The 24,898-nt window shown below is 73.6% G+C and carries 23 protein-coding genes and 1 pseudogene; 9 read left to right on the top strand and 15 right to left on the bottom strand.

Going from position 1 to position 24,898, the window contains the following annotated elements:
- Positions 1–167: 167 nt before the first annotated feature.
- The 7 genes from ACFXGN_RS00715 to ACFXGN_RS00685 form a co-directional block, all read right to left on the bottom strand.
- Entirely contained in the window at positions 168–848 is a 681-nt protein-coding gene (locus tag ACFXGN_RS00715; protein WP_384851580.1) for a GntR family transcriptional regulator, read from the bottom strand.
- 47 nt (positions 849–895) lie between these two features.
- Positions 896–2,281 (bottom strand): aldehyde dehydrogenase family protein, encoded by a 1,386-nt coding sequence (locus tag ACFXGN_RS00710; RefSeq protein ID WP_384851578.1) that lies wholly within the window; start codon positions 2,279–2,281, stop codon positions 896–898.
- Complete coding sequence (locus ACFXGN_RS00705; RefSeq protein ID WP_384851576.1) at positions 2,278–3,282, bottom strand: proline racemase family protein; 1,005 nt, start codon at positions 3,280–3,282, stop codon at positions 2,278–2,280. The genes ACFXGN_RS00710 and ACFXGN_RS00705 overlap by 4 nt, the downstream gene beginning before the upstream one ends.
- 84 nt (positions 3,283–3,366) lie before the next feature.
- The gene (locus tag ACFXGN_RS00700; protein ID WP_384851575.1) at positions 3,367–4,278 is read right to left on the bottom strand and encodes a dihydrodipicolinate synthase family protein; all 912 of its coding nucleotides are present in this window, start codon (positions 4,276–4,278) and stop codon (positions 3,367–3,369) included.
- Positions 4,279–4,727: 449 nt separating this feature from the next.
- On the bottom strand, positions 4,728–6,251 hold the full coding sequence (locus ACFXGN_RS00695; RefSeq protein ID WP_384853067.1) for an NAD(P)/FAD-dependent oxidoreductase: 1,524 nt from the start codon (positions 6,249–6,251) through the stop codon (positions 4,728–4,730).
- 436 nt (positions 6,252–6,687) lie between these two features.
- The gene (locus ACFXGN_RS00690; RefSeq protein ID WP_384851573.1) at positions 6,688–7,002 is read right to left on the bottom strand and encodes a (2Fe-2S)-binding protein; all 315 of its coding nucleotides are present in this window, start codon (positions 7,000–7,002) and stop codon (positions 6,688–6,690) included.
- A 32-nt stretch (positions 7,003–7,034) separates the two neighbouring features.
- Positions 7,035–8,192, bottom strand: coding sequence for an NAD(P)/FAD-dependent oxidoreductase (locus ACFXGN_RS00685; RefSeq protein ID WP_384851571.1), 1,158 nt, complete (start codon positions 8,190–8,192; stop codon positions 7,035–7,037).
- 223 nt (positions 8,193–8,415) lie between these two features.
- Between ACFXGN_RS00685 and ACFXGN_RS00680 the strand changes: the two genes are divergently transcribed.
- From ACFXGN_RS00680 to ACFXGN_RS00660, 5 genes are read left to right on the top strand one after another with little or no spacing between them, the layout of a single operon-like run.
- Positions 8,416–10,158 (top strand): ABC transporter substrate-binding protein, encoded by a 1,743-nt coding sequence (locus ACFXGN_RS00680; protein WP_384851569.1) that lies wholly within the window; start codon positions 8,416–8,418, stop codon positions 10,156–10,158.
- Positions 10,159–10,172: 14 nt separating this feature from the next.
- Positions 10,173–11,099, top strand: a complete 927-nt coding sequence (locus tag ACFXGN_RS00675; RefSeq protein ID WP_384851567.1) for an ABC transporter permease — start codon at positions 10,173–10,175, stop codon at positions 11,097–11,099.
- Positions 11,096–12,082: an ABC transporter permease gene (locus ACFXGN_RS00670; RefSeq protein WP_384851565.1), complete on the top strand. Its 987-nt coding sequence runs from the start codon at positions 11,096–11,098 to the stop codon at positions 12,080–12,082. Before ACFXGN_RS00675 ends, ACFXGN_RS00670 begins: the two co-directional genes overlap by 4 nt.
- The gene (locus tag ACFXGN_RS00665; RefSeq protein WP_384851563.1) at positions 12,082–13,086 is read left to right on the top strand and encodes an ABC transporter ATP-binding protein; all 1,005 of its coding nucleotides are present in this window, start codon (positions 12,082–12,084) and stop codon (positions 13,084–13,086) included. The genes ACFXGN_RS00670 and ACFXGN_RS00665 overlap by 1 nt, the downstream gene beginning before the upstream one ends.
- Entirely contained in the window at positions 13,083–14,063 is a 981-nt protein-coding gene (locus ACFXGN_RS00660; RefSeq protein ID WP_384851561.1) for an ABC transporter ATP-binding protein, read from the top strand. Before ACFXGN_RS00665 ends, ACFXGN_RS00660 begins: the two co-directional genes overlap by 4 nt.
- Before the next feature lie 55 nt (positions 14,064–14,118).
- On the opposite strand, the gene ACFXGN_RS00655 is transcribed toward ACFXGN_RS00660, so the two are convergent.
- The 8 genes from ACFXGN_RS00655 to ACFXGN_RS00620 form a co-directional block, all read right to left on the bottom strand.
- Positions 14,119–15,054: an ornithine cyclodeaminase family protein gene (locus tag ACFXGN_RS00655; RefSeq protein WP_384851559.1), complete on the bottom strand. Its 936-nt coding sequence runs from the start codon at positions 15,052–15,054 to the stop codon at positions 14,119–14,121.
- Complete coding sequence (locus ACFXGN_RS00650) at positions 15,051–16,037, bottom strand: proline racemase family protein (RefSeq protein WP_384851557.1); 987 nt, start codon at positions 16,035–16,037, stop codon at positions 15,051–15,053. Before ACFXGN_RS00650 ends, ACFXGN_RS00655 begins: the two co-directional genes overlap by 4 nt.
- A gap of 198 nt (positions 16,038–16,235) precedes the next feature.
- Positions 16,236–16,814 carry a hypothetical protein gene (locus tag ACFXGN_RS00645; protein WP_384851555.1) on the bottom strand — a complete coding sequence of 193 codons (579 nt, stop codon included), beginning with the start codon at positions 16,812–16,814 and terminating at the stop codon, positions 16,236–16,238.
- Entirely contained in the window at positions 16,811–17,986 is a 1,176-nt protein-coding gene (locus tag ACFXGN_RS00640) for an ROK family glucokinase (RefSeq protein ID WP_384851553.1), read from the bottom strand. Before ACFXGN_RS00640 ends, ACFXGN_RS00645 begins: the two co-directional genes overlap by 4 nt.
- 37 nt (positions 17,987–18,023) lie before the next feature.
- Entirely contained in the window at positions 18,024–18,815 is a 792-nt protein-coding gene (locus ACFXGN_RS00635; protein WP_384851551.1) for an ATP-binding cassette domain-containing protein, read from the bottom strand.
- A complete protein-coding gene (locus ACFXGN_RS00630) occupies positions 18,815–19,870 on the bottom strand; it encodes an ABC transporter permease (protein ID WP_384851549.1) in 1,056 nt (351 codons plus the stop codon). The genes ACFXGN_RS00635 and ACFXGN_RS00630 overlap by 1 nt, the downstream gene beginning before the upstream one ends.
- A complete protein-coding gene (locus tag ACFXGN_RS00625; protein ID WP_384851547.1) occupies positions 19,867–20,886 on the bottom strand; it encodes a sugar ABC transporter substrate-binding protein in 1,020 nt (339 codons plus the stop codon). Before ACFXGN_RS00625 ends, ACFXGN_RS00630 begins: the two co-directional genes overlap by 4 nt.
- Positions 20,887–20,973: 87 nt before the next feature.
- On the bottom strand, positions 20,974–21,729 hold the full coding sequence (locus tag ACFXGN_RS00620) for a GntR family transcriptional regulator (RefSeq protein ID WP_384851545.1): 756 nt from the start codon (positions 21,727–21,729) through the stop codon (positions 20,974–20,976).
- Between the two features lie 101 nt (positions 21,730–21,830).
- Here ACFXGN_RS00620 and ACFXGN_RS00615 point away from each other — a divergent pair, with 101 nt between their 5' ends.
- From ACFXGN_RS00615 to ACFXGN_RS00600, 4 genes and pseudogenes are all read left to right on the top strand, one after another.
- On the top strand, positions 21,831–22,826 hold the full coding sequence (locus tag ACFXGN_RS00615) for a Gfo/Idh/MocA family oxidoreductase (RefSeq protein WP_384851543.1): 996 nt from the start codon (positions 21,831–21,833) through the stop codon (positions 22,824–22,826).
- Positions 22,826–23,578, top strand: a pseudogene (locus tag ACFXGN_RS00610) (IS5 family transposase). The gene ACFXGN_RS00615 and the pseudogene ACFXGN_RS00610 overlap by 1 nt, the downstream one beginning before the upstream one ends.
- Before the next feature lie 95 nt (positions 23,579–23,673).
- Complete coding sequence (locus ACFXGN_RS00605; RefSeq protein ID WP_384851541.1) at positions 23,674–24,594, top strand: GlxA family transcriptional regulator; 921 nt, start codon at positions 23,674–23,676, stop codon at positions 24,592–24,594.
- A 157-nt stretch (positions 24,595–24,751) separates the two neighbouring features.
- Complete coding sequence (locus ACFXGN_RS00600; protein WP_384853126.1) at positions 24,752–24,877, top strand: hypothetical protein; 126 nt, start codon at positions 24,752–24,754, stop codon at positions 24,875–24,877.
- Positions 24,878–24,898: the final 21 nt, after the last annotated feature.

The following is a 24,898-nucleotide window of genomic DNA, read 5'->3' as shown; positions in this document are numbered from 1 at the left end:
TTTCAGCGGCCGCTTTTTACTCTTTTTAAACCCCCCCCAACCTCCTAATCCCAAATACATGTGGGCCGGGGGCCCCCCCCCCCCCCCCCCCCCCCCCCCCACCACTTTCACGAAGGCCTTCGGGCGTTCCTGCACCAGTCAGCCTGAAAGTCCGTATCGGCCTCGCCTCAGTCCCCCGTCGGTTCGTCCCCCTCCGCCCACAGGGAGCGGACGTGGCCCAGGTGGCGGGTGATGCAGGCTTCGGCGCCCTCGGCGTCGCCCGCGAGCATCAGGTCGAGGAGTTCCAGGTGCTCCTCGGCCGAGGGGATGAGGTCGCCGCGCTCGTCGAGGGCGGTGAGCCCGTACAGGCGGGAGCGCTTGCGGAGGTCGCCGACGGTCTCCACCAGGCGTTCGTTGCCCGCGAGGCCGAGCAGGGTGAGGTGGAAGAGCCGGTCGGCCTCCAGATAGCCGATGAGGTCGTGGTCGCGGGCGGCGCGCACGATCTCCTCCGCGACGGGCCGCAGCGCCTCCAGGTCCTCGCGGGCGGCGGTCCGGGTGACCTGGACGACCGTCGGGATCTCGATGAGCGCGCGGATCTCGGTGAACTGGTCGAGGTCCCGCTCGTCGACCTCGGTGACCCGGAAGCCCTTGTTGCGGACGGGCTCGACCAGGCCCTCACGGGCCAGGTCGAGCATCGCCTCGCGGACGGGGGTGGCGGAGATCCCGAAGTCCTCGGCCAGGGTGGGCGCCGAGTACACCACGCCCGGACGCAGCTCGCCGGAGATCAGGGCGGCGCGCAGGGCGTGGGCGACCTGGTCGCGCAGCCGCTCTCGGGAGGCGTTCAGGTCGCGGTGGGTCAGGTGCCCCATGACGGTGGTGGTCCCTTCGGTTCGGTCTCCTTCACCACCGTACGATGTCACGTTGCGGCGCCCTCGGGTGCCAGGGTGTACGTCCGGGACGAGGTGTAGAACTCCAGGGCCGCCCTGCCCTGCTCCTTGGGGCCGTGTCCGGACTGCTTGGAGCCGCCGAACGGCAGGTGGAAGTCGACGCCCGTGGAAGGGGCGTTGACCCGGATCATGCCGGTGTCGAGCAGGTCCAGGCCGTACAGGGCCGCGTCGAGGCTCCCGGTGTGGACCGAGGTGACGAGGCCGTACGGCACCGAGTTGGTGATCCGTACCGCGTGGGCGAGGTCGTCGGCGGGCAGCAGGGCGGCGACGGGCCCGAACACCTCCTCGTTGAGCAGCCGGTGGCCCGGCGGGACCTTCTCGACCAGGGTCGGGGCCGCGTACCAGCCGGGGGCGTCGGGGACGGTGGCGCCGGCGAGGGCGGAGAGGCCCTGCCAGGCGTCGGCGACCCGGTCCCGGGCGCTCTCGTGGACGAGCGGTCCGCAGACCGTGGCCGGGTCGGAGGGATCGCCGACCCGGATCGCCCGGAAGGCCTCGGCGAGGGCCTCGCGGAGCGGTTCGAGGGCGGCGCCGACCGCGACGACCCGGCTGGTGGCGGTGCACTTCTGGCCCGCGAACCCGGCGACGGCGGCGGCGATGTGGGCGGCGGCCCGGCCGATGTCGGCGTCGGGCAGGACGATCGCCGCGTTCAGTCCGCCCATCTCGGCCTGGGCGGGGATGCCCCGGGCCGTCGCCGTGCGGGCCACGGCCCGGCCGACGGGGGTGGAGCCGGTGAAGGAGACCACGTCGGCGGCGGAGACGAGCGCGTCGCCCTCGGTGGCGCCGCCGGGCAGCAGGGTGAAGACCCGTTCGGGCAGCGCCCGCCCGATGATCTCGGCGAGCCGCTGGGCGCAGGCGGTGGCCTCGGGGGCGGGCTTGAGGACGACCGCGTTGCCGACCGCGAGCGCCGGGGCGGCCTTCCAGCTCGGGATGGCGAAGGGGAAGTTCCAGGGGGTGACGAGTCCGGCGACACCGTACGGGCGGCGGCGGCTGAGGAGCAGTCCGGCGCCCGCCGCCGTCTCGTGGACGGCGCCGGTCGCCTCGTAGGGGGCCTGGGCGTAGTAGCGCCAGATCGCGGCGGCGCGGGCGATCTCGGCCCTGGCCTCGGCGAGGGGCTTGCCGACCTCGCGGACGGCGAGCGCGGCCAGTTCCCCGGCCTCGGCCTCGAGGGCGGTGGCGACCGCGCCGAGGGCGGCGGCGCGGGCGGCGGCCCCGCCGCGCAGCCAGCCGGGCTGGGCGGCGCGGGCCCGTTCGACGGCGTCGGCGGCGGCGAAGGCGCCGGGGGCCCGCAGGCTCACGACGATGTCGTCCGGGTCGGCCGGGTTGCGGGAGACGAGGGTGGTGGTGTCGGTGGTCACAGGAGGAAGCCTCCGGGGAAGGGGTCGTCCGGGTCGAGGAAGTACTGGGCGGTGCCGGTGATCCAGGCGCGGCCGGTGACGGTCGGGACGACGGCGGGCAGGCCGCCGACCTCCGTGTCCGCGACGAGACGGCCGGTGAACCGGGTGCCGATGAAGGACTCGTTGACGAAGTCGCGGTCGAGCGGGAGTTCGCCCCTGGCGTGCAGTTGGGCCATCCGGGCGCTGGTGCCGGTGCCGCACGGGGAGCGGTCGAACCAGCCGGGGTGGATGGCCATGGCGTGCCGCGAGTGCGTGGCGTCGGAGCCGGGGGCGGTGAGGTAGACGTGCTTGAGTCCGGCGATCTCGGGCCGGGTCGGGTGCGCGGGCCGGTCCGGGGAGGCGTTGATCGCGTCCATCACGGCGAGTCCGGCGGCGAGGAGGTCGTCCTTGCGGTCGCGGTCGAACGGCAGCCCGAGCTCGTCCAGGGAGACGAAGGCGTAGAAGTTGCCGCCGAACGCGAGGTCGTAGCCGACCTTCCCGAGGCCGGGGACCTCCACGGCGCGGTCCAGGCCGACGCTGAAGGCGGGCACGTTGGTGAAGGTGGCGGACTTCGCGGCGCCGTCCTCCACCAGGACGTCCACGGAGACGAGACCGGCCGGGGTGTCGAGCCGCACGGCGGTGACGGGTTCGGTCACCGGGACCATGCCGGTCTCGACGAGGACGGTGGCGACCCCGATGGTGCCGTGGCCGCACATCGGCAGCAGGCCCGACACCTCGATGTAGAGGACTCCGTAGTCGGCGTCGGGGCGGGTGGGCGGCTGGAGGATCGCGCCGCTCATCGCCGCGTGGCCGCGCGGTTCGAACATCAGGAGCGTCCTGAGGTGGTCCAGGTGCTCGATGAAGTGGAGCCTGCGCTCGGCCATGGTGGCGCCGGGGATGACGCCGACGCCGCCGGTGATGACCCGGGTGGGCATTCCCTCGGTGTGGGAGTCGACGGCGTGGAAGACGTGACGCGTACGCACGGAGTTCCTTTCGGTGGGCGGGCGGGTCGGCCGGACGGCCGGTGGCCGGGGTGTCCCCGGCGACCGGCCCGGCGGCCGAGGTCGTCAGCGGTGGCCGTCGGCGACGGCCTTCTCGCTGGCGGTGCGCACGGCGGCCTCGGTGGCGCCGACGAGCGGGAACCTCGGGGGCCGGGAGCCGCCGCCCTTGCGTCCGGCGATGTCCATGGAGAGCTTGATGGACTGGACGAACTCGACCTTGGAGTCCCAGCGCAGCAGGGAGTGCAGCGAGGAGTAGAGCGAGCGGGCGGTGGCGAGGTCGCCCGTGACGGCGGCGTGGTACAGCTCGGCGCAGCTGGCGGGGAAGGCGTTGGGGTAGCCGGCGATCCAGCCGACGGCACCGGCCAGGGCCAGCTCCAGGAGGACGTCGTCGGCGCCGATCAGGAGGTCGAGCTCCGGGGCGAGTTCGGCGATCTCGTACGCCCGGCGGACGTCACCGCTGAACTCCTTGACGGCCACGATGGAGCCCTCGCCGTGGATCTTGGCGAGGAGGGCGGGGACGAGGTCCACCTTGGTGTCGATGGGGTTGTTGTAGGCGACGACCGGGATGCCGGTCCGGGCCACGTCGGCGTAGTGGGCGACGACCGCGCGCTCGTCGGCGCGGTAGGCGTTGGGCGGCAGCAGCAGGACCGAGCCGCAGCCCGCCTCGGCGGCCTGCTCGGCCCAGCGGCGGGACTCGGCGCTGCCGTAGGCGGCGACGCCGGGCATGACGCGGGCGCCGTCGCCCGCGGCCGCGACGGCGGTGCGGACGACCCGGGCGCGCTCGTCGGGGGTGAGGGTCTGGTACTCGCCGAGGGAGCCGTTGGGGACGACGCCGTCGCAGCCGTTGGCGATGAGCCAGGCGACGTGCTCCGCGTAGGCGTCGTAGTCGACGGAGAGGTCTTCCTTGAAGGGCAGGGTGGTGGCGACCATGATTCCGCGCCAGGGGTGTTCGGTGGTCCAGGCGGTGGTGGCGTTCATCTCGACGACCTTTCTGTAATGTGTGACATTTTACTAGGAGGGGCGGGGGAGCCCGCAAGGGGTTTCCATGGACTTTCGGGGCTTTCCCCGTGGGGCCGGGCGGGGGCCCGGTGGGACTCGTACACCGCTGCCCGGTTACGCACCGGGTCGGGGCGATTGCGGCGAACATCAGCCTGTCTCGGCTGGTATCGGCCGGTCATTGAGGGGTCCGGGCGGGTAGCGGTCGCCTTGGGGGGCCGGGGAGGGTGTCGGCCGCCCCCGTCCCCGGCGCTTCGCCGAGGGGCGTCGCCGGGGGCTTCGGGCCCGGGACCGGGAGGTCTCCCCCGGGTCCCTGGGAGCCGTCGCCCCGGGAGGGTCCGGGCTCCACGAGGTCCCCGGGTCCGGGGGCCTCGTGGAGCCGTCCCCGGCCCCGGGGAGAGGCCCCGGCGGAGCACCGCACCGCGAGGGGCCTACCGGGTGCCGGGCGGCGGCTCCGCGGTGGCTTCCAGCGCGGCGAGCGCGGACAGCGGTACGGGCACGGCGAGCGGACGGCGTTCGGCGGGCGGTTCCGGGGCGCCGCCCCGGGCCGCCAGACACGCCACGGCCGTCCCGCACATACGGCCCTGGCACCAGCCCATCCCGGCCCGGGTGAGGAGCTTCACGGTCCGGGCGTCCCGCGCGCCCAGCTCGTCGACCGCCTCGCGGACACGGCCCGCCGGGACCTCCTCGCAGCGGCAGACGTCCGTCCCGTCGGTCAGCCAGCCGGTCCAGCCGGGCCCCGGGGCGTGCGCGGCGGACATCACGTCGGCGAAGGCGCGCATCCGGTCCCGGCGGCGGCGCAGCGCACCGACGGCGGGGCCCCCGGTACGGCGCCCGAGGAGGCGGGCGGCGATCTCCCGGCCCGCCAGCTCCCCCTCGGTGCGGGCGAGTTCCGCGCCGCCCACGCCGCCGGTCTCCCCCGCCGCCCACAGTCCCGGCACCGAGCTCTCCTGGGACTCGTCCAGGGCGAGGCCGAGGGTCCCGTCGGGCAGGGCGCGGGTGGCGCAGCCGACGGCGGTGGCCAGCTCGATCTGGGGCACGAGCCCGTGGCCGACCGCGAGGGCGTCGCACACGATCCGGCGGCCCGTCCCCGGCAGTGGCCGCCAGTCGCGGTCCAGCCGGGAGACCGTGACGGCCTCCACCCGGTCGGTGCCGTGCACCTCGGTCACCGCGCTGCGGGCCCGTACCGGCACCCGGTGGCGGGCCAGGGCCGCGCCGTGCGTCAGGGCCTCGACGGCCTTGTGCGGGTTGGTGACGAGGGCGCGGGGCGCACGGGCGTACCGCAGGTACCCGGCCGCCTCGACCACGGCCGGGACCCGGGCGCCCGCGGCGGCGAGGGAGGAGGCGACGGCGAGCAGCAGGGGTCCGCTGCCCGCCACGACGACGCGCCGGCCGGGCAGGACGAGCCCGGACTTGAGCATGGCCTGGGCGCCTCCGGCGCCGACGACGCCGGGCAGGGTCCAGCCGGGGAAGGGCAGTTGGCGTTCGTAGGCCCCGGTGGCGAGCAGCAGCGCGCGGGCCCTGATCCGTACGGGCGTCTCGTCGGACCCGTCGGCGCCGGTGAGGGCGTGCGCGGTCCAGGTGCCGTCCGGCTCCCGTACGACGGACCACACGTGGTGGCCGGTCAGGTGCTCGGCGCCGCTGCCCGCGAGGCGGCGGCGCAGGTCGGTGAAGGCGGACCAGTCGTGGTGCAGCGCTTCGGGCCGGACGGCGCCGAGGGCGGGCGCGGGATGCCGGTAGAACTGGCCGCCGGACTGGGTCGAGGAGTCCAGGAGGGCGACGGAGAGGCCGAGTTCGGCGGCGGCGACGGCCCCGGCGAGCCCGGCGGACCCGGCTCCGACGACGACGAGGTCCCGGAGGGGCCCGGGGGTGACGGCGGGCGCGGGGGCGCTCGTCGGCGCCGTGGAGGCCTGGGCAGGGGCTCCGGGCCCGGCTGCTGCGGACCCGGCGCCCAGCCCGGCTGCGGGGTCGGCTGCGGGATCGGCTGCGGGGTCACACCCCTCGACACGCCCCACGCCCCGGCTCTCGGCCTGGCTCTCCGCCCGGCCCTCGGCCCGGGTTTCGGCCCCGGCGGCGCCGCCCTCCGCCCTGGCGGCGGCCACGGGTACGCCCCCGTCGGCGGGATCGCGCTCGGCGGCACCGGCCGCGCCCGGCCGCTCCGGGGCGTTCGCGGTCCCCGCGTCCCGGGTCCCGGTCGGCCCGTCGTCGAGCACCGGGGCGGTGCCGGTCCCGCTCCCCTCCGCCTGGACGACCATGGGCGCGCTCCCGGTCGCGGGGCCCGCCCCGGTGGCCGGAGCGTCCACGGGACCGGAGCCGCGCACGGCATCCGGGGCGGCGAGGTCGCCCTTCCCCCGGTTCGGGCCCTGCGCGACGGTCTCCGCGCCCCCGTTCTCAGACGCCGAGGCGGTCATGGCCGTGTCCCTCCTGGGTCGTGACGGTGTCGCCGGGGCGGGCCGGGACCAGACAGGCGCGGCGGTTGGGTGTGCCGTTGACGGTGGCGAGGCAGTCGTAGCACTGGCCGATGCCGCAGAACGCGCCGCGCGGCCGTCCTCCGTCGCGGGTGGTGCGCCAGGCCAGGATGCCCGCGCCCCACAGGGCCGCGGCGACGGTCTGGCCGGGCAGGACGGTGACCGGGCGGCCGTCGAAGGTGATCTCGAACGGCGGCTCGGGGCGGGCTCCGACCAGGTCGGCGGGGGTACGGGGCACGGGCCCTCCTCTCGGGGCGACGGGTGCGCGGGTCAGACCGCGGGGGCGGGGAAGCGGTCGGGGCGGAACGGGTGGATGTCGAGGGGGGGCGCGGTGCCGGTGAGGCAGGCGGCGACGATCTGTCCGGTGGCGGGGGCGAGGCCGATGCCCGCGCCCTCGTGCCCGCAGGCGTGCAGGAGTCCGGGGACGCGCGGGTCGGGTCCGACGGCGGGCAGGTGGTCGGGCAGGTAGGGCCGGAAGCCCGGGTAGGCGCGGATGGCCCGTACGGTGCCGAGGACGGGGAAGAGGGCGGTGGCCCCGGCGGCGAGGCGGCGGAGCACCTCGGTGGACAGGCTCCGGTCGAAGCCGACGCGTTCCCTGCTGGCGCCGATGAGGACGGGCCCGGCGGGGGTGCCCTCGACGACGGCGGAGGTCTGGAGGGCGGCGGAGCCGCTGGCGACGTCGGCCACGTAGTCGGCGGCGTACACCTTGTGGCGGACGACGCGGGGCAGGGGTTCGGTGACGAGGACGAAGCCCCGGCGGGGCAGGACGGGGAGGTGGACGCCCGCGAGCGCGGCGACGGCGCCGCCCCAGGTCCCGGCGGCGTTGACGACGTACGGGGCGTGGAGTTCGCGGGTGGCGGTCCTTACCCCGCGGATCGCTCCGTCCGCGCCGGTGAGGAGGCTGGTGACCTCCTCACCGAGCGCGAGCCGGACCCGGTCGCCCGCGCTGCTCAGCAGTCGCGCGGCGGCGTGGGCGGGCATCACCTGGGCGTCCTGCGGGTAGTGGAAGCCGCCGGTGAGGCCCGGTGCGAGATGGGGCTCCAGATCGTGGAGCCGGTCCCCCGGCACCTCGTGGGCGACGACACCGGCCTTCCGCTGCCGGGCCGCGAAGGCGCGGAGGGCGTCCATCCCGGTCTCGCCGGAGGCGACCACGAGCCCGCCCTTGGCCTCGTACTCGACGGACGGCGGGAGCCGGTCGGCGAGTTCGGTCCACAGCGCCGTGGACAGCAGGGCGAGGTCGAGTTCGGGGCCGGGCTCCTTGTCGGAGACCAGGAGGTTGCCCTCGCCCGCACCGGTCGTGCCGCCCGCGACGGGACCGCGGTCGACGACGGTGACGGTGAGGCCGGAGCGGGCCGCGTAGTGGGCGCAGGCTGCGCCGACCATGCCGGCGCCGATGACGATGACGTCCGAGGTTTCTCTCGTGGGCACGGCAGTAATATTTCACATTGCACTGGAGCTGCCAAGACCCCGGAACGGAGCATCTCCGATGGCGGGGCGCCGGGGGAACGCCCCCCGGACACGGATGCGTAACGTCCTTCCCGATGCCTTGTCAGTGCAATTTCACATTACTATGTTACCGGTCACATTCCAGCTCGCACCTCGGCGCACACCCGGGCCGCGGCTGTCCCCCTGCTCCCCGGAGTGACCACCCATGAACAAGCGCACCCGCACCCTGGCCACCGCCCTGGTGACGACCCTGGCCCTCGGCGCGACCGGCTGCTCCGGCGCCGCGAAGACCGGCGGCGAGCGCCCCGGCAAGAACCCCGCGACCGCCAACCTCGGCACGGTCCTCGGCGGCACCCCGCAGAAGGGCGGCACCCTCACCGTCCTGTCCAACCAGGACTTCACCCACCTCGACCCCGCCCGCAACTGGGTCATGGGCGACATGGACTTCGGCACCCGCCTGCTCTACCGCACCCTCGTGACCTACCGCGCCGCCGCCGGTCCCCGGGGCAGCGAACTCGTCCCCGACCTCGCCGAGAACCTCGGCGTCCCCTCCAACGGCGCCAGGACCTGGACCTTCACCCTCAAGCCCGGTCTGAAGTACGAGGACGGCACCCCGATCACCTCGGGGGACATCAAGCACAACGTCGAGCGGTCCTTCTCCCCCGACCTGCCCGGCGGCCCCGACTACGCGGCCCGCTACCTCGCCGGGGCCGAGGGCTACCAGGGCCCCGCCACCGGCAAGCACCTCGCCTCCGTGAAGACCCCCGACGACCGGACCGTCGTCTTCGAACTCCGCACCCCCTTCGCCGAGTTCCCCTACGCCGCCACCCTGCCCACCTTCGCGCCCGTGCCCCCGGCCCAGGACAAGGGCCCCCAGTACGACAACCGGCCCTTCTCCTCGGGCCCGTACAAGATCGAGAGCTACGCCCGCGACAAGCAACTGGTCCTCGTCCGCAACACCCACTGGACCCCCGGCACGGACACCGTCCGCAAGGCGTACCCCGACAAGATCGTCGTCACCATGGGCCTCAAGGCCAACCAGATCGACGACCGGCTCGTCGCCTCCACCGGACCCGACGCCTCCGCCGTCCCCTGGGACAAGCTCCGCCCCGAGTCCACCCCCAAGGTCCTCACCGTGCCCGCCGTCCGGGCGCGCCTGCTCGCCGAGTCCACCAGCTGTACCGAGATGGTCCAGATGCACACCGGCCGCGCGCCCTTCGACGACGTCCGGGTCCGCAAGGCCCTCCAGTACGCCCTGGACCGCGAGGCCGTCCTCACCGCCTCCGGCGGCCCCGCGCTCAACGACCCCGCCACCGCCCTGATGCCCGGCTTCCTCTTCGGCGGCAAGCAGCCCGACACCCTCGGCATCCCGCTCACCGGCGACGTCGACAAGGCCAAGCAGCTGCTCAAGGAGGCCGGGAAGGCCGACGGCTTCAGCACCTCCCTGACCGTCTCCAACGGCGACAAGGCCGTCGGCGAGGCCGTCCAGCAGTCCCTGGGCCGCGCCGGGATCAAGGTCACCATCGAGACCGTCGACCCGTCCGCCTTCTACGACACCATCGGCGACACCAAGAACCGCACCGACCTCGTCTACACCGGCTGGTGCCCGGACTACCCGTCCGGCTCGACCTTCCTGCCCTTCGTCTTCGACGGCCGGTACATCAAGGAGAAGGGCAACTCCGGCAACCACTCGCTCTTCCGCGACGACGCCACGATGAAGCGCATGGACGAGATCGCCGCCATGACCGACGCCGTCCTGGCGGGCAAGGCCTGGCGGGAGCTCGACGGACGGATCCTCGCCGAGGCGCCCACCGCGCCCGTCGTCGTCGAGCGCAAGCCCCTGCTCATCGGCACCAACGTCGCCGGAGCCTTCGGCCACATCTCCTACGGCGGCCAGCTCGACTACGCGACGGTCGGTCTCAAGGACCCCGCGAAGAGCGCGAACTGAGAACCGGCAGCCCGATGACCACCACCTCCGCACCTCCCGTACGCGGCGACGGCGCCCTGCGGCTCGTCCGCGCCGAACTGCGCCGCCGCCCCGCCGCCCGCCTCTCCCTCGGCGTGGTCGCACTCCTCGCGCTCCTCACCGTGGCCGCCCCGCTGATCGCCCCGCTGGGCGGCTGGGGCCCGGACGAGTTCGACAAGAACGCCATCGACCCCTACCTCGGCGGCCTGCCCCTCGGGCCGCTCGGCGGGGTCTCCCCCGAGCACTGGCTCGGCGTCGAACCCGTCACCGGGCGCGACCTGTTCGCCCGGGTCGTGCACGGCGCCCAGGTGTCCCTGCTCATCGCCTTCTCCGCGACGGCCATCGTGGTCGTCGCGGGGACGGCGGCGGGCATCGCCGCGGGCTACTTCGGCGGCCGGACCGACACCGTGCTCTCCCGCCTGATGGACCTCACCATGTCCTTCCCCTCCCTCATCTTCATGATCGCGATGATGTCGGTGGCCCGGGACGTCAACCGGATCGTCCTCATGACCGCCGTCATCGGCCTCTTCGGCTGGCCCGGCATCGCCCGGGTCGTCCGCGGCCAGACCCTCTCGCTCAAGCACCGCGAGTACGTCGACGCCGCCCGCGTCGGCGGCTCGGGCCCCTGGCGCATCCTCGTCCGCGAGATCCTCCCGGGCGTCGCGGGGCCGGTCATCGCGTACACCACGCTCATCGTCCCCGGGATGATCGCCACCGAGGCCGCCCTCAGCTACCTCGGCGTCGGCGTCCGCCCGCCCACCCCGTCCTGGGGCCAGATGATCGCCGAGAGCGTCGCCTACTACGACACGGACCCCATGTACTTCGTCGTCCCCAGCCTCTGCCTCTTCCTCACCGTGCTCGCCTTCACCCTGCTCGGCGACGCGCTCCGCGACGTCCTCGACCCCCGGGGAGGCGGCGCGTGACCGCCTACCTCGGCCGTCGTCTCCTCGGTGTGCTCGGCGTGCTCGTCGCCGTCGCCGCCATCACCTTCGCCATCTTCTACGTACTGCCCTCCGACCCCGCCGCCGCGGCCTGCGGCAAGTCGTGCAGCACCGAGCGGCTGGAGGCCGTCCGCGCCAACATGGGCCTCGACGCGCCCCTGTGGCGCCAGTTCGCCGACTTCGTCACCGGCATCTTCACCGGCCGCACCCTGGGCACCGGCACGTACGCCCTGCGCTGCGACTTCCCCTGTCTCGGCTACTCGTACGAGAACAGCCAGGACGTCTGGGGGCTCCTCGTCGACCGGCTGCCGGTCTCCGCCTCGCTCGCCCTCGGCGCCGCCGCGCTGTGGCTGCTGCTGGGGCTCACCGCCGGAGTCACCGCCGCCCTCCGCAAGGACACCCTCACCGACCGGGCCCTGATGGTCGGCGCGGTCGCCGCCGCCTCGCTGCCGGTCTACTTCACCTCGGTGATGCTGATCTACGGCTTCATCAGGACCACCGGGCTGCTCCCCTACCCGCAGTACGTGCCCTTCGGCGCCGACCCGCTCTCCTGGGCCTCCAACCTGCTGCTGCCCTGGCTGGCCCTGGCCCTCCTCTACGCCGCCATGTACGCCCGGCAGAGCCGGAGTTCGATGATCGAGAGCATGGCGGAGCCGTACATCCGCACCGCCCGCGCCAAGGGCCTCCCGCGCCGGACCGTGGTCGTCAAGCACGGTCTGCGGGCCGGGATGACCCCGATCCTGACCATCTTCGGCATGGACCTCGGCGGGCTGCTCGCGGGCGCGGTGATCACCGAGTCCATCTTCGGACTCCCCGGCGTCGGGCGCCTCTTCTACGGCGCCCTGTCCACCGGGGACCAGCCGGTCGTCCTCGGCGTCACCCTGCTCGCCGCCACCTTCATCGTCGTCGCCAACCTGGCCGTCGACCTGCTGTACGCCGTCGTCGACCCGCGAGTGAGGTACTGATGGCCGACCCCGGCCCCCTCCTGTCGGTACGGGACCTCAGCGTCACCTTCCCGACCGAGCGCGGCCCCGTCCGGGCCGTCGACTCGCTCTCCTTCGACGTGCCGCCCGGCCGGACCCTCGGCATCGTCGGCGAGTCCGGCTCCGGCAAGTCGGTCACCTCCCTCGCCGTCATGGGCCTGCACACCCGTGCCGAGGTCACCGGCTCCGTCACCCTCTCCGGGCGCGAACTGGTCGGGCTGCCCGACCGCGAGCTGAACACCCTGCGCGGGCGCCGGATGGCCATGATCTTCCAGGACCCGCTGTCCAGCCTCCACCCCTACTACACCGTCGGCGAGCAGGTCGCCGAACACCACCGGGTCCACTTCGGCTCCCGGCGCGCCGCCGCCCGCGAGCGGGCCGTGGCGGCGCTCGCCGAGGTCGGCATCCCCGAGCCCCGGCGCCGGGCGGGCGAGTACCCGCACCAGTTCTCCGGCGGGATGCGCCAGCGCGTGATGATCGCGATGGCCCTCGTCTGCGAGCCGGACCTGCTCATCGCCGACGAGCCCACGACCGCCCTCGACGTCACCGTGCAGGCCCAGATCCTGGACCTGATCGCCCGCCTCCAGCAGGACCGGGGCCTCTCCGTCGTCATGATCACCCATGATCTGGGGGTGGTCGCCCGGATCGCCCACGACGTGCTCGTGATGTACGGCGGACGGGCCGCCGAACAGGCCCCGGTGGACGCCCTGTTCGCGTCCCCCGCGCACCCCTACACACGGGGGCTGCTCGACTCACTGCCCCGGCTCGACGACCCCGACGACGTCCCGCTGCGGGCCATCCCGGGCAGCCCGCCGTCCCTGCTCGAACCGGCACCCGGGTGCGCGTTCGCGCCCCGCTGCCCCCGGGCCGCCGCCGGAACCGCCGGGGAACGCGCCCGCTGCGAGGGCGAACGGCCCCTCCTCGGCGGCCCGGAGGGCCACCCGGCCGCCTGCCACTTCCCCGCGTACGAAGGCGCCGCCCCATGAGCACCAGCCCCCCGCCCCTCCTCAGCGTGCGGGACCTCACCATGACGTTCCCGGGCCGCCGCAGGGGCTCGGCCCCGGTCCGCGCCGTCGACGGCGTCGGCTTCGACGTGGCCGAGGGCGAGACCCTCGGCCTGGTCGGCGAGTCCGGCTGCGGCAAGTCGACCACGGGCCGCGCGATCGTACGGCTCCTGGAACCGACCTCCGGGAGCGTCACGTACGACGGACGGGACATCAGCCGGCTGTCCCAGCGCGCGCTGAAGCCGCTCCGCCGCGACCTCCAGATGGTCTTCCAGGATCCGCACTCCTCCCTCAACCCCCGGCAGACCGTGGCCCGGATCATCTCCGACCCGCTGCTCGTCCAGGGCGAGTCGGCGGCCTCGGCGCGGAAACGGGCCGTGGAGCTGATGGAGCTGGTGGGCCTCATCCCCGAGCACCTGGACCGTCACCCCCACGAGTTCTCCGGCGGGCAGGCCCAGCGCATCGGCATCGCCCGCGCCCTGGCCACCGGCCCCCGGCTCGTGATCGCCGACGAACCGGTCTCCGCGCTCGACGTCTCCGTCCAGGCGCAGATCGTCAACCTCATGGAACGGCTCCAGCGCGAACTCGGCCTCGCCTACCTCTTCATCGCCCACGACCTGTCCGTGGTGAAACGGGTCTGCGACCGGGTGGCCGTCATGTACCTCGGCCGGATCGTCGAGATCGGCACCAAGGAGCGGGTGTACGGGGCCCCCGCGCACCCCTACACCCGGGCGCTGCTGTCCGCCGTGCCGCTGCCGGACCCGGCGGCCGAGCGGCGCCGGGAGCGGATCACCCTGCTCGGCGACCCGCCGAGCCCGGCCGCTCCCCCGCCGGGCTGCACCTTCCATCCGCGCTGCCCCAAGGCGCGGGAGATCTGCCGGGCGGAGGCACCGCCGCTGCGGATCGCGGCGCCCGGCGAGGCGCGGGAGGTCGCCTGCCACTTCCCCGAGGGCCCCTGAACACACACCGGTGCCCCGGTCCCGCCGCACGCGGGACCGGGGCACCGGTGTGTGTTCAGCCCTCGCGGGCGGCCAGGTACAGGGCGGTGGCCAGGGCCAGGTCCTCCCAGGCCATGCCCACGCTCTTGAAGAAGCGGGGGCGGCCCTCCTCCGGCGTCCGGCGGCCGGTCACCAGCTCCGCGAGGTCGCCGGTGACATGGCCGGGCCCGATCGCGCCCTCGCTCATCGGCACCAGGAGGTCGCCCGCCTCCCGCAGCGCGGCCGAGCGGGACTCCACGTAGACCTCGGAGCGGACCACCAGCGCGGTGTCGGTCTCCCGGGCCTCCGGTTCGTGCGAGCCGACCGCGACGACGGTGGCGCCGGGCGCCACCAGGGTCCCGTCGAAGAGCGGCTCACGGGCCGTGGTGCAGCAGACGACCAGATCGGCCCCGGCGACGTCGGCGGGCGTGCCGGTGCGGGAGGGGACGCCGAGGCTCCGCGCGTATCCGGCGAGGGCGCGGCCCCCGGCCTCGTTGCGGGCGACGACCACGGTCTCGGCGACCTCGCGGACGGCCAGGACGGCTTCGAGGTGCGCGTACGCCTGCGGTCCCGAGCCGAAGAGGAGCAGCCGCAGGGGCCGGTCGGCGGGGGTGAGTCCGCGGACGGCGAGGGCGGAGACGGCCGGGGTGCGCAGTTCGGTGAGCGCCGGTCCGTCGAGGAGGGCGAGCGGGCGCAGGTCGGTGCCGTCGAGGAGGAGGTAGGAGCCGGTGATGCGGGGCAGTCCCCGGGCGGCGTTGCCGGGGGCCACTCCGACGATCTTGACTCCGGCGTAGGAGTCGAAGGCGGCGGGCATCATGAGGATCTCGCCCGCCGGGACGGGGACGGAGGTGCGGTGCGGTGCGGCGTCGGGGTCGAATCCGGCGCGCAGGACGTCGGCGAGGACGTCGGTGGCGGCGGCGGGTCCGAGCAGCCGGGCGGTGGTGGCGGCGTCGATGACGAGGGGTGTGGTCACAGCAGGAATCCTGCTCCCAGGGTGTCGTCGGGGTCGAGGAGGAAGGTGTGTTCCCCGGTGCGGTGGGTGGTTCCGGTGACCTCGGTGATGCCGTGGGCGAGGAGGCGGCCGGTGAAGGCGGTGCCGACGACCGACTCGTGGTGGAGGGTGCCGCCGGGGGCGATCCGGCCGTCGTCGCCGAGCAGGAGGAGGCGTGCGGAGGTGCCGGAGCCGCAGGGCGAGCGGTCGATCTGGCCGTCGGCGAAGACGGTGACGTTGCGCTGCGCGGGGCCTTCGGGGGTGTCGGGCAGGTCCTCGTGGAGGATGACGCCGTAGACCTCGTGCTCGGGGAGGGCGGCGCGGATCTCCCGTCCGGCGCGGACGAGATCGGGCAGGGCGGGTACGGAGACGCCGAGGCCGAGGTCGCGGGCGGGTACGGAGACGTAGAGGGCGCCGGAGTCGGCGAGGTCGGCGTGGACGGTGCCGAAGGTGGTGGTGACGGGGACCGCGCGGGCCAGGACGCGGCCGGGGACGTTGCGGAAGGTGACGGCGGTGGTGCGTCCCCCGGCGCGGTGGACGGTGGCGGTGACCCGGCCGGAGGGGACGTCGACGCGGACGGGGACGGTGCCGTCGTCGGGGGCGGGGACGCGTCCGGTGTCGACGGCCCAGGCGCCGAGGGCCATCGTGCCGTGGCCGCAGGCGGTGGAGTAGCCGTCCTTGTGCCAGAAGAGGACGCCGAAGTGGGCGCCGTCGTCGTCGGGCGGCACGATGAAGCCGCCGTACATCCCGGCGTGGCCGCGTGGTTCCCGGGAGAGCAGGCGGCGCAGGTCGTCGAGGGGGCCGGGGCGGGGGTCGGTGCCGGTGCCGCCGGGGCCCAGCGCGGTGGCCCGGCGTTCGGCGACGCTGTCGCCGGGGACCGGGGGCAGGTCCGCGTGGACGATCCGGAAGGGCTCGCCCGCAGTGTGGTAGTCGGTGGTGCGGACCGTGTACGGGATGGTGCTCACGAAGGACGGCCTCCGGGGTGCGGGGACGGGGAAGGGAAACGGGCCAGCCCTCCCCCGTGGAGGGCCGGCCCGGGGCGGGCCGGTCGTGGTGCGCACGGCGGGTGCGTCGGCCGCGTCAGACCCATGTACGGAGCATAGTAATGTGACATTGCACTGACAACCCCTAGGGGCCCCGGGGTCGCCCCGGTCACCCGGGGCTCAGGGGTTCGTCGACGAGACCGCGTACACCCGGGGGAACGCCGGGTCCGTCAGGTCCACCGTGATGTGGGTGGTCGGACGCGGCTCCTCGCGCGCCACCGTGGTCCCCGCCCAGCCCGTGCCCTCGGTGAAGGACCACCCGGCGATCTCCGCCTCCCGCTCCCCCACGGTGATCCGGCCGGGAGTGAGCGCCGCGCGGCTCGTGCCGGACTCGGCGAGGAAGGCGTCGAGCCCGTACGCGGTCGTCCTGAACTCCACGTACAGCCGGCTCGTCTTCCAGTTGCTGGTCTCGTAGTAGGCGACGCCCCACGCCCCGGACGGGACCGGTACCTCGAAGACCCGGCGCTTCATCTGCGAGGGCCAGTTCTCCTGGAGCCCGGTCACCGAGGACTCCCGCTCCTTGTCCCGGCCGCTGTCCCGGCTCTGACCGGCGGAGATGACCAGGTACCCGGCGGGGATGCCGACGAGCAGCACGATGATGACCGCCGTCAGCCAGCGACGGCGGATCATGTGCCGACGGTCCTCGGGCATCCTCTCCCTGGGCTGGCGGGGCGGGGTGGACTGGTGGGGCACGGTCATGAAGCGGGGTCCTCGGGGGGACGGGTGGTCCGGCCCACCGGTCCGTTGCGCAGGACCTGGGCGTAGCGCTCGTACCGCTCGTACCGCTCCAACCGGCGCCGGTTGGCCCGGCGGAAACGCCGGGCGACGAGCCGGGCCAGGTCGGCGGCGCCGACCATCCCCGCCTCGGGACCGAGCTGGGCGCGGGCGATGCGGGCCTCGGGGCGGTAGCCGCGGCCGGTGAGATGACGGCGGAAAGAGTCCCGGGCGGGGCCGATGAGCAGGTCGTCGGCGGCCGAGACGCCACCGCCGATGACGAAGCAGGAGGGGTCGAGGGCGGCGGCGAGGTTGGCGATGCCGACCCCGAGCCACTGGCCGATGTCCTGGAGCAGCTCGACGCACATGGCGTCGCCGTCGCGGGCCAGCTCGGTGATGAGCGGGCCGGTGATCTCGGGGACGCTCCCCTTGACCCGCTCGATGAGGCCGAAGGCGACCGGGGAGTCGGCGGCGGCCAGCTCCCGGGCCTCGCGGACCAGGGCGTTGCCCGAGCTGTACTGCTCCCAGCAGCCCCGGTTGCCGCAGGGGCAGCGGTGCCCGCCGGGCACCACCTGCATATGGCCGAACTCGCCCGCGACCCCGTACTTGCCGCGCTTGACCTGGCCGTCCTGCAGGATGGCGCCGCCGATGCCGGTGCCGAGGGTGATCATGACGAGGTGGTCCTCGCCGCGTCCCGCGCCGAAGCGCCACTCCGCCCAGGCGGCGGTGTTGGCGTCGTTGTCGACCATCACGGGGACGGCGAGACGGCTCTGGAGGGCGTCGCGGAGCGGCTCGTTCCGCCAGGCCAGGTGCGGGGCGAAGAGGACCGTCGCCCGCTCGGCGTCCACCCACCCGGCGGCGCCGATGCCGACCGCGTGCACATCGTGCCGGTCGGACAGGTCGAGGACCAGTTCGACGATGGTGTCCTCGACGACCTTGGGGCTCTTCGACTTGTCCGGGGTCTCCGTGCGGAGCTTCTCCAGGATGTTGCCGTCGGCGTCGACGACACCGGCCATCACCTTCGTGCCGCCGATGTCGATGCCGACGGTCGGCACCCGGGGGGCCGTCAGGTGGGAGCGCCGCTCCCGGGTGCCGACGGTCCGCAGCACGGTGCCGCGGGCGGAGCCCCGGTGGGCGAGGTCACGGTAGGTACTCATCGGCTCCGATTCTGCCAGGTGGGGTGTGTGGGGGCCGTTACGTCGTGGAGGGCCGTTCCAGTTCGTGGCGCAGGTCCTCCAGCTCGCTGCCGCCGGCCATCTGCCGGGTCAACTCGTCCAGCGTCACGGAGCCCTTGGTGTGGCTGCCCGCCGTCACGCCCCGCTTCAGCAGGACGAAACGGTCGCCGACGAGATAGGCGTGGTGCGGGTTGTGCGTGATGAGGACCACGCCGAGGCCCTGGTCACGGGCGGCGGCCACGTACTTGAGGACCACCCCGGACTGCTTGACGCCGAGGGCGGCGGTCGGCTCGTCCAGGACCAGGACCTTGGCGCCGAAGTGGACGGCGCGGGCGATCGCCACGCACTGCCGCTCGCCGCCGGAGAGCGTGCCGATGGGCTGGTCCACGTCCCGCAGGTCGATGCCCATGCGCAGCAGCGCCTCGCGGGTGGTGTCGCGCATCAGACCGACGTCGAGACGCCGGAAGGGGCCCGAGCCCCTGGTCGGCTCGGAGCCGAGGAAGAAGTTCCGCCACACCGGCATCAGGGGGACCACGGCGAGGTCCTGGTAGACGGTGGCGATGCCCCGGTCCAGGGCGTCGCGCGGATTGGCGAGGGTGACCTCCTCGCCCTCGATGCGGAACGTTCCGGCGTCGTGCCGGTGCAGCCCCGCGACGATCTTGATGAGGGTGGACTTGCCCGCGCCGTTGTCGCCGAGAACGCAGGAGATCTCGCCCGCGCGGACCTCCAGGGAGACCCCTTCGAGGGCGCGGATGTTCCCGTAGTACTTGCTGACGTCGTCCAGCTCGACGAGGGGAGGGGTGCCGGTCATCACTTGGTGGCCTCCACGCGCTTGCGGATCCAGGCGTTCAGCAGGGTCGCCAGGAGGAGCATCGCGCCCAGGAAGAACTTGAACCAGTCCGGGTTCCACTCGGCGTACACGATGCCCTTGCTGGTCATGCCGAAGATCAGGGCGCCGACCGCCGAGCCGATGGCGGAGCCGTAGCCGCCGGTGATCAGACAGCCGCCGATGACCGCCGCGATGATGTAGATCAGTTCGTTGCCGACGCCCTCGCCCGACTGGACGACGTCGAAGGAGAACAGCAGGTGCTGCCCCGAGATCCAGGCGCAGAACGCCACGCCCATGTAGAGGCCGATCTTCGTCCGGTAGACCGGGACGCCGACCGCGCGGGCCGCGTCGGCGCCGCCGCCGACCGCGAAGATCCAGTTGCCGAAGCGGGTGCGGAGCAGGATCCAGGTGGCGAGCGCGACCAGGGCCAGCCACCACAGGACGGTGACCTTGAACTCGACACCGCCGATCGTCACCTGCGAGGCGAAGAGCGCGCGGGCGGAGGAGAAGCCCTCCATGTCGGCGATGGTCTTGGTGGAGACGGTGCCGCTGATCAGCTTGGTGAGGCCCAGGTTCAGACCGGTCAGCATCAGGAAGGTGCCGAGCGTGATGATGAAGCTGGGCAGCTTCGTCCGGGTCAGCATGAAGCCGTTGAAGACGCCCACGGCGAGCGTGACCAGCAGCGAGACCCCGACCCCGACCCAGACGTTCGCCGTCATCTGGTAGCTGAACATCGACGAGACCAGGGCCGAGCTGGTGACCAGCACGCCCGCCGACAGGTCGAACTCGCCGCCGATCATCAGCAGGGCGACCGGGACCGCCATGATGCCGATGGTGGAGGCCGCGTAGAGCACGGTCCCCAGGCTCGCGGGGCGCAGGAAGCTGTCGGCGGCCACCGCGAAGAAGACGAAGACGCCGATCGCGCCGACGACCGAGCCCAGCTCGGGGCGGGCCAGGAGCTTCTTCAGCGGGGTGGTGCGCAGCAGCCGTTCGTCGACGTGGTCGATCCCGGACGGCGGTGGGGCGGTGGCACTCATCGGGTGCCCCGATCCGCGTACTCCAGGAGCCTGCCCGCGTCCTTGCGGGTGATGATCTGCGGGCCGGTGAGGACCGGCTTGCCGCCGCCGAGGACGTTGGCGTTGTAGCGGTACAGCCAGAGCAGGTCGACGGCCTCGTACCCCTGGAGGTACGGCTGCTGGTCGACCGCGAAGCCGAGGGTGCCCGCCTCCAGCGCGCCCGCGACCTTGGCGTTGAGGTCGAAGGTGTCGATCTCGGCCTTGCTCCCGGCGCTCTTCGCGGCCTGCACGGCGGTGTCCGCGAAGGGCGCGCCGAGGGTGACGACGGCGTCCACGGCCTTGTCGGACTGGAGCTTGGCCTCGATGGACGCCTTCACGTCGGGCATGTTGGTGCCGTCGACGTAGAGGTTGACCAGTTCGCCGTCGAAGGTCTTCTTCGTCCCGGCGCAGCGCTGCTCGTGGCCGACGTTGCCCTGCTCGTGCAGGACGCACAGGGCCTTCTTCTTCCCGCGCGCGTTCAGCTCCTCGCCGACCGCCTCGCCCGCGACGGTCTCGTCCTGGCCGATGTGGGTGAGCGCGCCGTACGCCTTGGACTGCGCGGCGCCCGAGTTCACGGTGATCACCGGGATGCCCGCCTTGACGGCCTTCTCGACGGACGCCTTCATCGCGTCGGGCTTGGCGAGGGTCACGATCAGCCCGTCGACGCCCTTGGCGATGTACGAGTCGATCAGCTGCGCCTGCTGCTGGGACTCGTCGCTGTGGGCGTACAGGAAGTTGATGTTGTCCTTGACGGCGGCCTGCTTGGCGCCCTTCTGGACGATGTCCCAGAAGGTGTCGCCGTCGCCCGAGTGGGTCACCATGGCGAAGGTCCAGCGGGGGGTGTCGACGGCCGCCCTGCCCTGGGCCTCGGCCGCCCTGCGGGCGTCCTCCGCCCGCTTTCCGCCGGTGCTGCTGCACCCGGCGAGCGCCCCTGTGAGCGCGAGCGCGAGCACGCCGCCGATGACGGCGCGTACCCCTGCTGTCCGAAGCCTGGTCACGAGGCGGTGCCCTCCTTTGTGTCCTTCTGCGTGCATTGCAGTATCGGTCATGCGGGTCGTGGCACTCGCCGGGGGGCCCTCCCAGACCTACGGACGGACCATCAGCCGGAACTCGAAGGAGTAGCGGGCGGCCCGGTAGAGATGGGAACCGTACTCGACGGCCCGGCCCTTGTCGTCGTAGCTGACGCGCTCCATGGTGAGCAGCGGGGCGCCCGCCCGCTCGTCGAGCGGCGCGGCCTCGGCGGCGGTCGCGGCGCGGGCGCCGACGGACTGCCGGGCGCTGTGCAGGGTCACGGAGGCGGCGCGGAGCAGCCGGTAGAGGCCGGTTCCCGCCAGGTCGGCGCCGGGGGGCAGGAGTCCGGGCGGCAGGTGGTTGCGCAGATGGGCGACCGGTTCCCCCCGGGCGGTGCGGAGCCGCTCCAGATAGTGGACCTCGCTGCCCTCCGGGACGCCGAGGGCCGCCGCGACCGGTCCGTCGGCGGGTTCGAGGCGGTCGGCCAGGACCCGGGTGGCGGGGCGCTGTCCGGCGGCGTCGAGATCGTCGTAGAGGCTGGTCAGCTCCAGTCCCCGGCGGACCCCGCCGGGCACGACCTGGGTGCCGACGCCCCGGCGGCGGACCAGCAGGCCCTTGTCGACGAGGGTGCGGATGGCCTGGCGGACGGTGGGGCGGGAGAGCCCCAGACGGGTGGCGAGGTCGATCTCGTTGCCGAGGAGGGTGCCCGGGGGCAGGGTCCCGTCCTCCACGGCGCTCTCCAGTTGCCGGGCCAGCTGGTAGTAGAGCGGGACCGGGCTGGTGCGGTCCACGGAGAGCGGGGGCAGGACGGAGCCGGACTGCTTGGACACGGGGGGAGCGTAGCCCGGGTGGTTGATGACGGGAAGTCGTTACGTCCGGTTGTCCTGACAAATCCTTGACATCGGGGACGGCACGGCTCCACGGTGGGGCCATGCGCATCGGACTCATCGGTACGGGACGGATCGGGAGCTTCCACGCGGGGGTGCTGGCCCGGCACCCGGAGGTCGGGACGCTGGTCGTCACGGACGCGGACCCCGCCCGCGCGGCCGGGGTCGCGGCGGCGCTCGGGGTGCGCACCGCGCCGGACGTCACGGCCCTGTTCGCGGAGGGCCTGGACGCGGTGGTGATCGCGTCGGCGACGGCCGCGCACGCCGAGCTGATCGTCCGCGCGGCGGAGGCGGGTCTCCCGGCCTTCTGCGAGAAGCCCATCGCCCTGGACGTGCCGGGCACGCGGGCGGCGCTCGCGGCGGTGGCCGGGGCGGGCACCCGGCTCCAGCTGGGGTTCATGCGCCGCTTCGACGGGGGGTACCGGGCGGCGCGCGAGGCGGTCCGCTCGGGGCGGCTCGGCCGGCTGCACACCGTCCGGGCGGTGACGTCCGACCCGCGACCGCCGCCCGCCGCGTACCTGCCGCTGTCCGGCGGGCTCTTCCGGGACTGCCTGGTGCACGACTTCGACATCGTCCGCTGGGTGACCGGGCGGGAGGTCGTGGAGGTGTACGCGACGGGCTCGGACGGGGGTCCCGGCGCCTTCCGGGAGGCCGGTGACGTGTCCACGGCGGCGGCGGTGCTCACCCTGGACGACGGCACGCTGGTCACGGCGACCGCGACCCGGTGCAACGGTGCCGGGTACGACGTGCGGATGGAACTGGCGGGCGACCGCGACCAGCTGGTGGTGGGCCTGGACGACCGCACCCCGCTCACCTCGGTGGAACCGGGCGCCCCGGCCGCGCCGGAGAAGCCGTGGCCGGGGTTCCTGGAGCGGTTCGCCCCCGCGTACGAGGCGGAACTGGACGCGTTCGTCCGGCTCGTACGCGGGGAGATCGCCAATCCGTGCGACGGGACGGAGGCCCTGGCCGCCCTCCGGATCGCGGAGGCCTGCGAACGCTCCCGGCGGGAGCGGAGGCCGGTCCCGGTGGACGCCCCTTAGTGGACGCTCCCCCGGAGACGGTGGTGGTGCGGCCTCAGGGTGGTGGCCGTCGGCGGGCTGGGGATCGTGAGTGTCTGGCGGCGATCGTGTTCGTGGCCACGTCGGGCTGCGCGTGGCGGCAGGTGCCGCCGGTGTTCGGTCCGGCCTGGCCGACCGTCTACCGGCGTTTCGCGCGCTGGAGTGCGGACCGGGTCTGGGCCCGTCTCCACCGGGTCGTGCTTGATGAACTCGGTGCCCGGGGAGAACTGGGCTGGTCGCGCTTCGCGATCGACTCGGTGAGTGTCCGGGCCCTCAAAGGGGGCTGTTGACCGGACCGGATCCGACCGACCGTGGCAAGAAGGGATCGAAGATCCATCTCGTCACCGACCGGTCGGGTCTGCCGGTCGCGGTCGCGATCTCCGCGGCGAACACCCACGACAGTCTCGCGCTCCAGCCGCTCGTCACGTCGATACCGCCGATCCGCAGCCGGCGCGGACCACGCCGACGACGGCCCGACAAGCTCCACGGGGACAAAGGCTACGACTATCTCCACCTGCGGCGATGGCTCCGCAGCCGCGGCATCACACCTCGTATCGCCCGCCGGGGAATCGAGACCTCACAGCGGCTCGGACGTCACCGATGGGTCATCGAGCGGACCATGTCCTGGCTCGCCGGCTGCCGTCGGCTCCACCGCCGCTACGAACGCAGAGCATTTCCTTGCCTTCACAGCCATCGCCACCACCCTCATCAACTACCGACGACTCACCAAGTGAAACGACGTCTAAATTCTGCTCATGACAGTGATCGCCGTGCTGGTCGCGAACGGAGTGCCGGGCCATCAACTCACCATTCCGGGAATGGTGAGTTGATGGCCGTCACGCCGGTTCTGCCCCGGGTCCCGTACGAGGTGCGGATCTGCTCGTCGACCGGGTCCGTCACCACCGGCGAACCGCCGCTGGGGCTCACGACCCCGTGGGGTCTTCAGGCTCTGGACGATGCGGACACGGTCCTGGTGACCGGCCACGAAGCCTTCCGCGAACCGCCCCCGCCCGAGGTCGCGGACGCGCTGCGCGCCTGTGTGGAACGGGGTTGCCGGACGGCCGCGATCGGCACCGGAACCTTCACCCTCGCCGCCACGGGCATCCTCGACGGCCGCTGGGCCACCACGGCCTGGCCGAACCTCCCGGAGCTGGCCCGGCTCCATCCGCAGGTCGAGGTCGTGCCCGTGGGCACGCCCTCGGTGGAGGACGGCCCCTTCCTCACCGCGGCCGGCCTCTTCGGCGGACTCGATCTCTGTGTCGACCTCGTCGAGCGGGACCACGGAGTGCAGACCGCCGCCACGACCGTCCGGCAGCTCATGACGCCCCTGCACGACTCGGCCGTCACCGACCGGGAGGAACTGGAACGCGAGATCACCGACCGGACCGACATCGGCCCCACCCGCGCCTGGGCCGAGGCCAACCTCCACCGGCCGCTCACCCTCTCCGACATGGCCGCACACGCCCGCGTCAGCGTCAGCAGCCTGACCCGCCGCTTCCGTGCCCAGACGGGTCTGCCCCCGCTCCAGTTCCTGCTCCGGGCCCGCCTCCACAAGGCCCAACTGCTGCTGGAGAACACGCACACCCCGATCGACCGGATAGCGGTCCAGTCCGGTTTCGGCTCACCGGCCAACCTGCGCCACCACTTCCACCGTCTGACGGGCATGACACCCAGCGCCTATCGCGGCATGTTCCACGGCTTCGCGGCGATGGTCTCCATGACAGGACAGGAGGACGGAGAGGAGCGTTGAGACCGACGCGATCGCGCCGACCGGCCGTCTGAAGGGGGAGGTCGACCGGCTCGCGTCCCACAGCGTCGGTTCCCCCCTGCCTGATCGCCTGCCGCCCCGACCGGCGGCGCCTGGTCGACCGGCTCTACGAGTTCTTCGCCTCCCCTCGGCGGCCCGCTTGGCCTTGGGTTCGGCCACCCTCTTCTTCGAGGCCGCCCGGCTCGCCGACGAGGAGATCGCACCACGCGGCCCCATCGAGACCGAAGCAGCCCGCCGCCTCGCCGACGACCTCAAGAACGAGTAACCACCCGATTACCCGACACTT

The sequence above is a fragment of the Streptomyces sp. NPDC059247 genome (assembly GCF_042754005.1).
Classification (GTDB): Bacteria; Actinomycetota; Actinomycetes; order Streptomycetales; family Streptomycetaceae; genus Streptomyces.
This window is presented reverse-complemented; position numbering and strand designations above follow the sequence as displayed.

Coding starts and splice junctions, on each gene's coding strand:
- ACFXGN_RS00715 (WP_384851580.1), bottom strand. CDS start 848: ATGGGGCACCTGACCCACCGCGACCTGAACGCCTCCCGAGAGCGGCTG.
- ACFXGN_RS00700 (WP_384851575.1), bottom strand. CDS start 4,278: ATGAACGCCACCACCGCCTGGACCACCGAACACCCCTGGCGCGGAATC.
- ACFXGN_RS00680 (WP_384851569.1), top strand. CDS start 8,416: ATGAACAAGCGCACCCGCACCCTGGCCACCGCCCTGGTGACGACCCTG.
- ACFXGN_RS00675 (WP_384851567.1), top strand. CDS start 10,173: ATGACCACCACCTCCGCACCTCCCGTACGCGGCGACGGCGCCCTGCGG.
- ACFXGN_RS00665 (WP_384851563.1), top strand. CDS start 12,082: ATGGCCGACCCCGGCCCCCTCCTGTCGGTACGGGACCTCAGCGTCACC.
- ACFXGN_RS00660 (WP_384851561.1), top strand. CDS start 13,083: ATGAGCACCAGCCCCCCGCCCCTCCTCAGCGTGCGGGACCTCACCATG.
- ACFXGN_RS00645 (WP_384851555.1), bottom strand. CDS start 16,814: ATGACCGTGCCCCACCAGTCCACCCCGCCCCGCCAGCCCAGGGAGAGG.
- ACFXGN_RS00640 (WP_384851553.1), bottom strand. CDS start 17,986: ATGAGTACCTACCGTGACCTCGCCCACCGGGGCTCCGCCCGCGGCACC.
- ACFXGN_RS00635 (WP_384851551.1), bottom strand. CDS start 18,815: ATGACCGGCACCCCTCCCCTCGTCGAGCTGGACGACGTCAGCAAGTAC.
- ACFXGN_RS00630 (WP_384851549.1), bottom strand. CDS start 19,870: ATGAGTGCCACCGCCCCACCGCCGTCCGGGATCGACCACGTCGACGAA.
- ACFXGN_RS00615 (WP_384851543.1), top strand. CDS start 21,831: ATGCGCATCGGACTCATCGGTACGGGACGGATCGGGAGCTTCCACGCG.
- ACFXGN_RS00605 (WP_384851541.1), top strand. CDS start 23,674: ATGGCCGTCACGCCGGTTCTGCCCCGGGTCCCGTACGAGGTGCGGATC.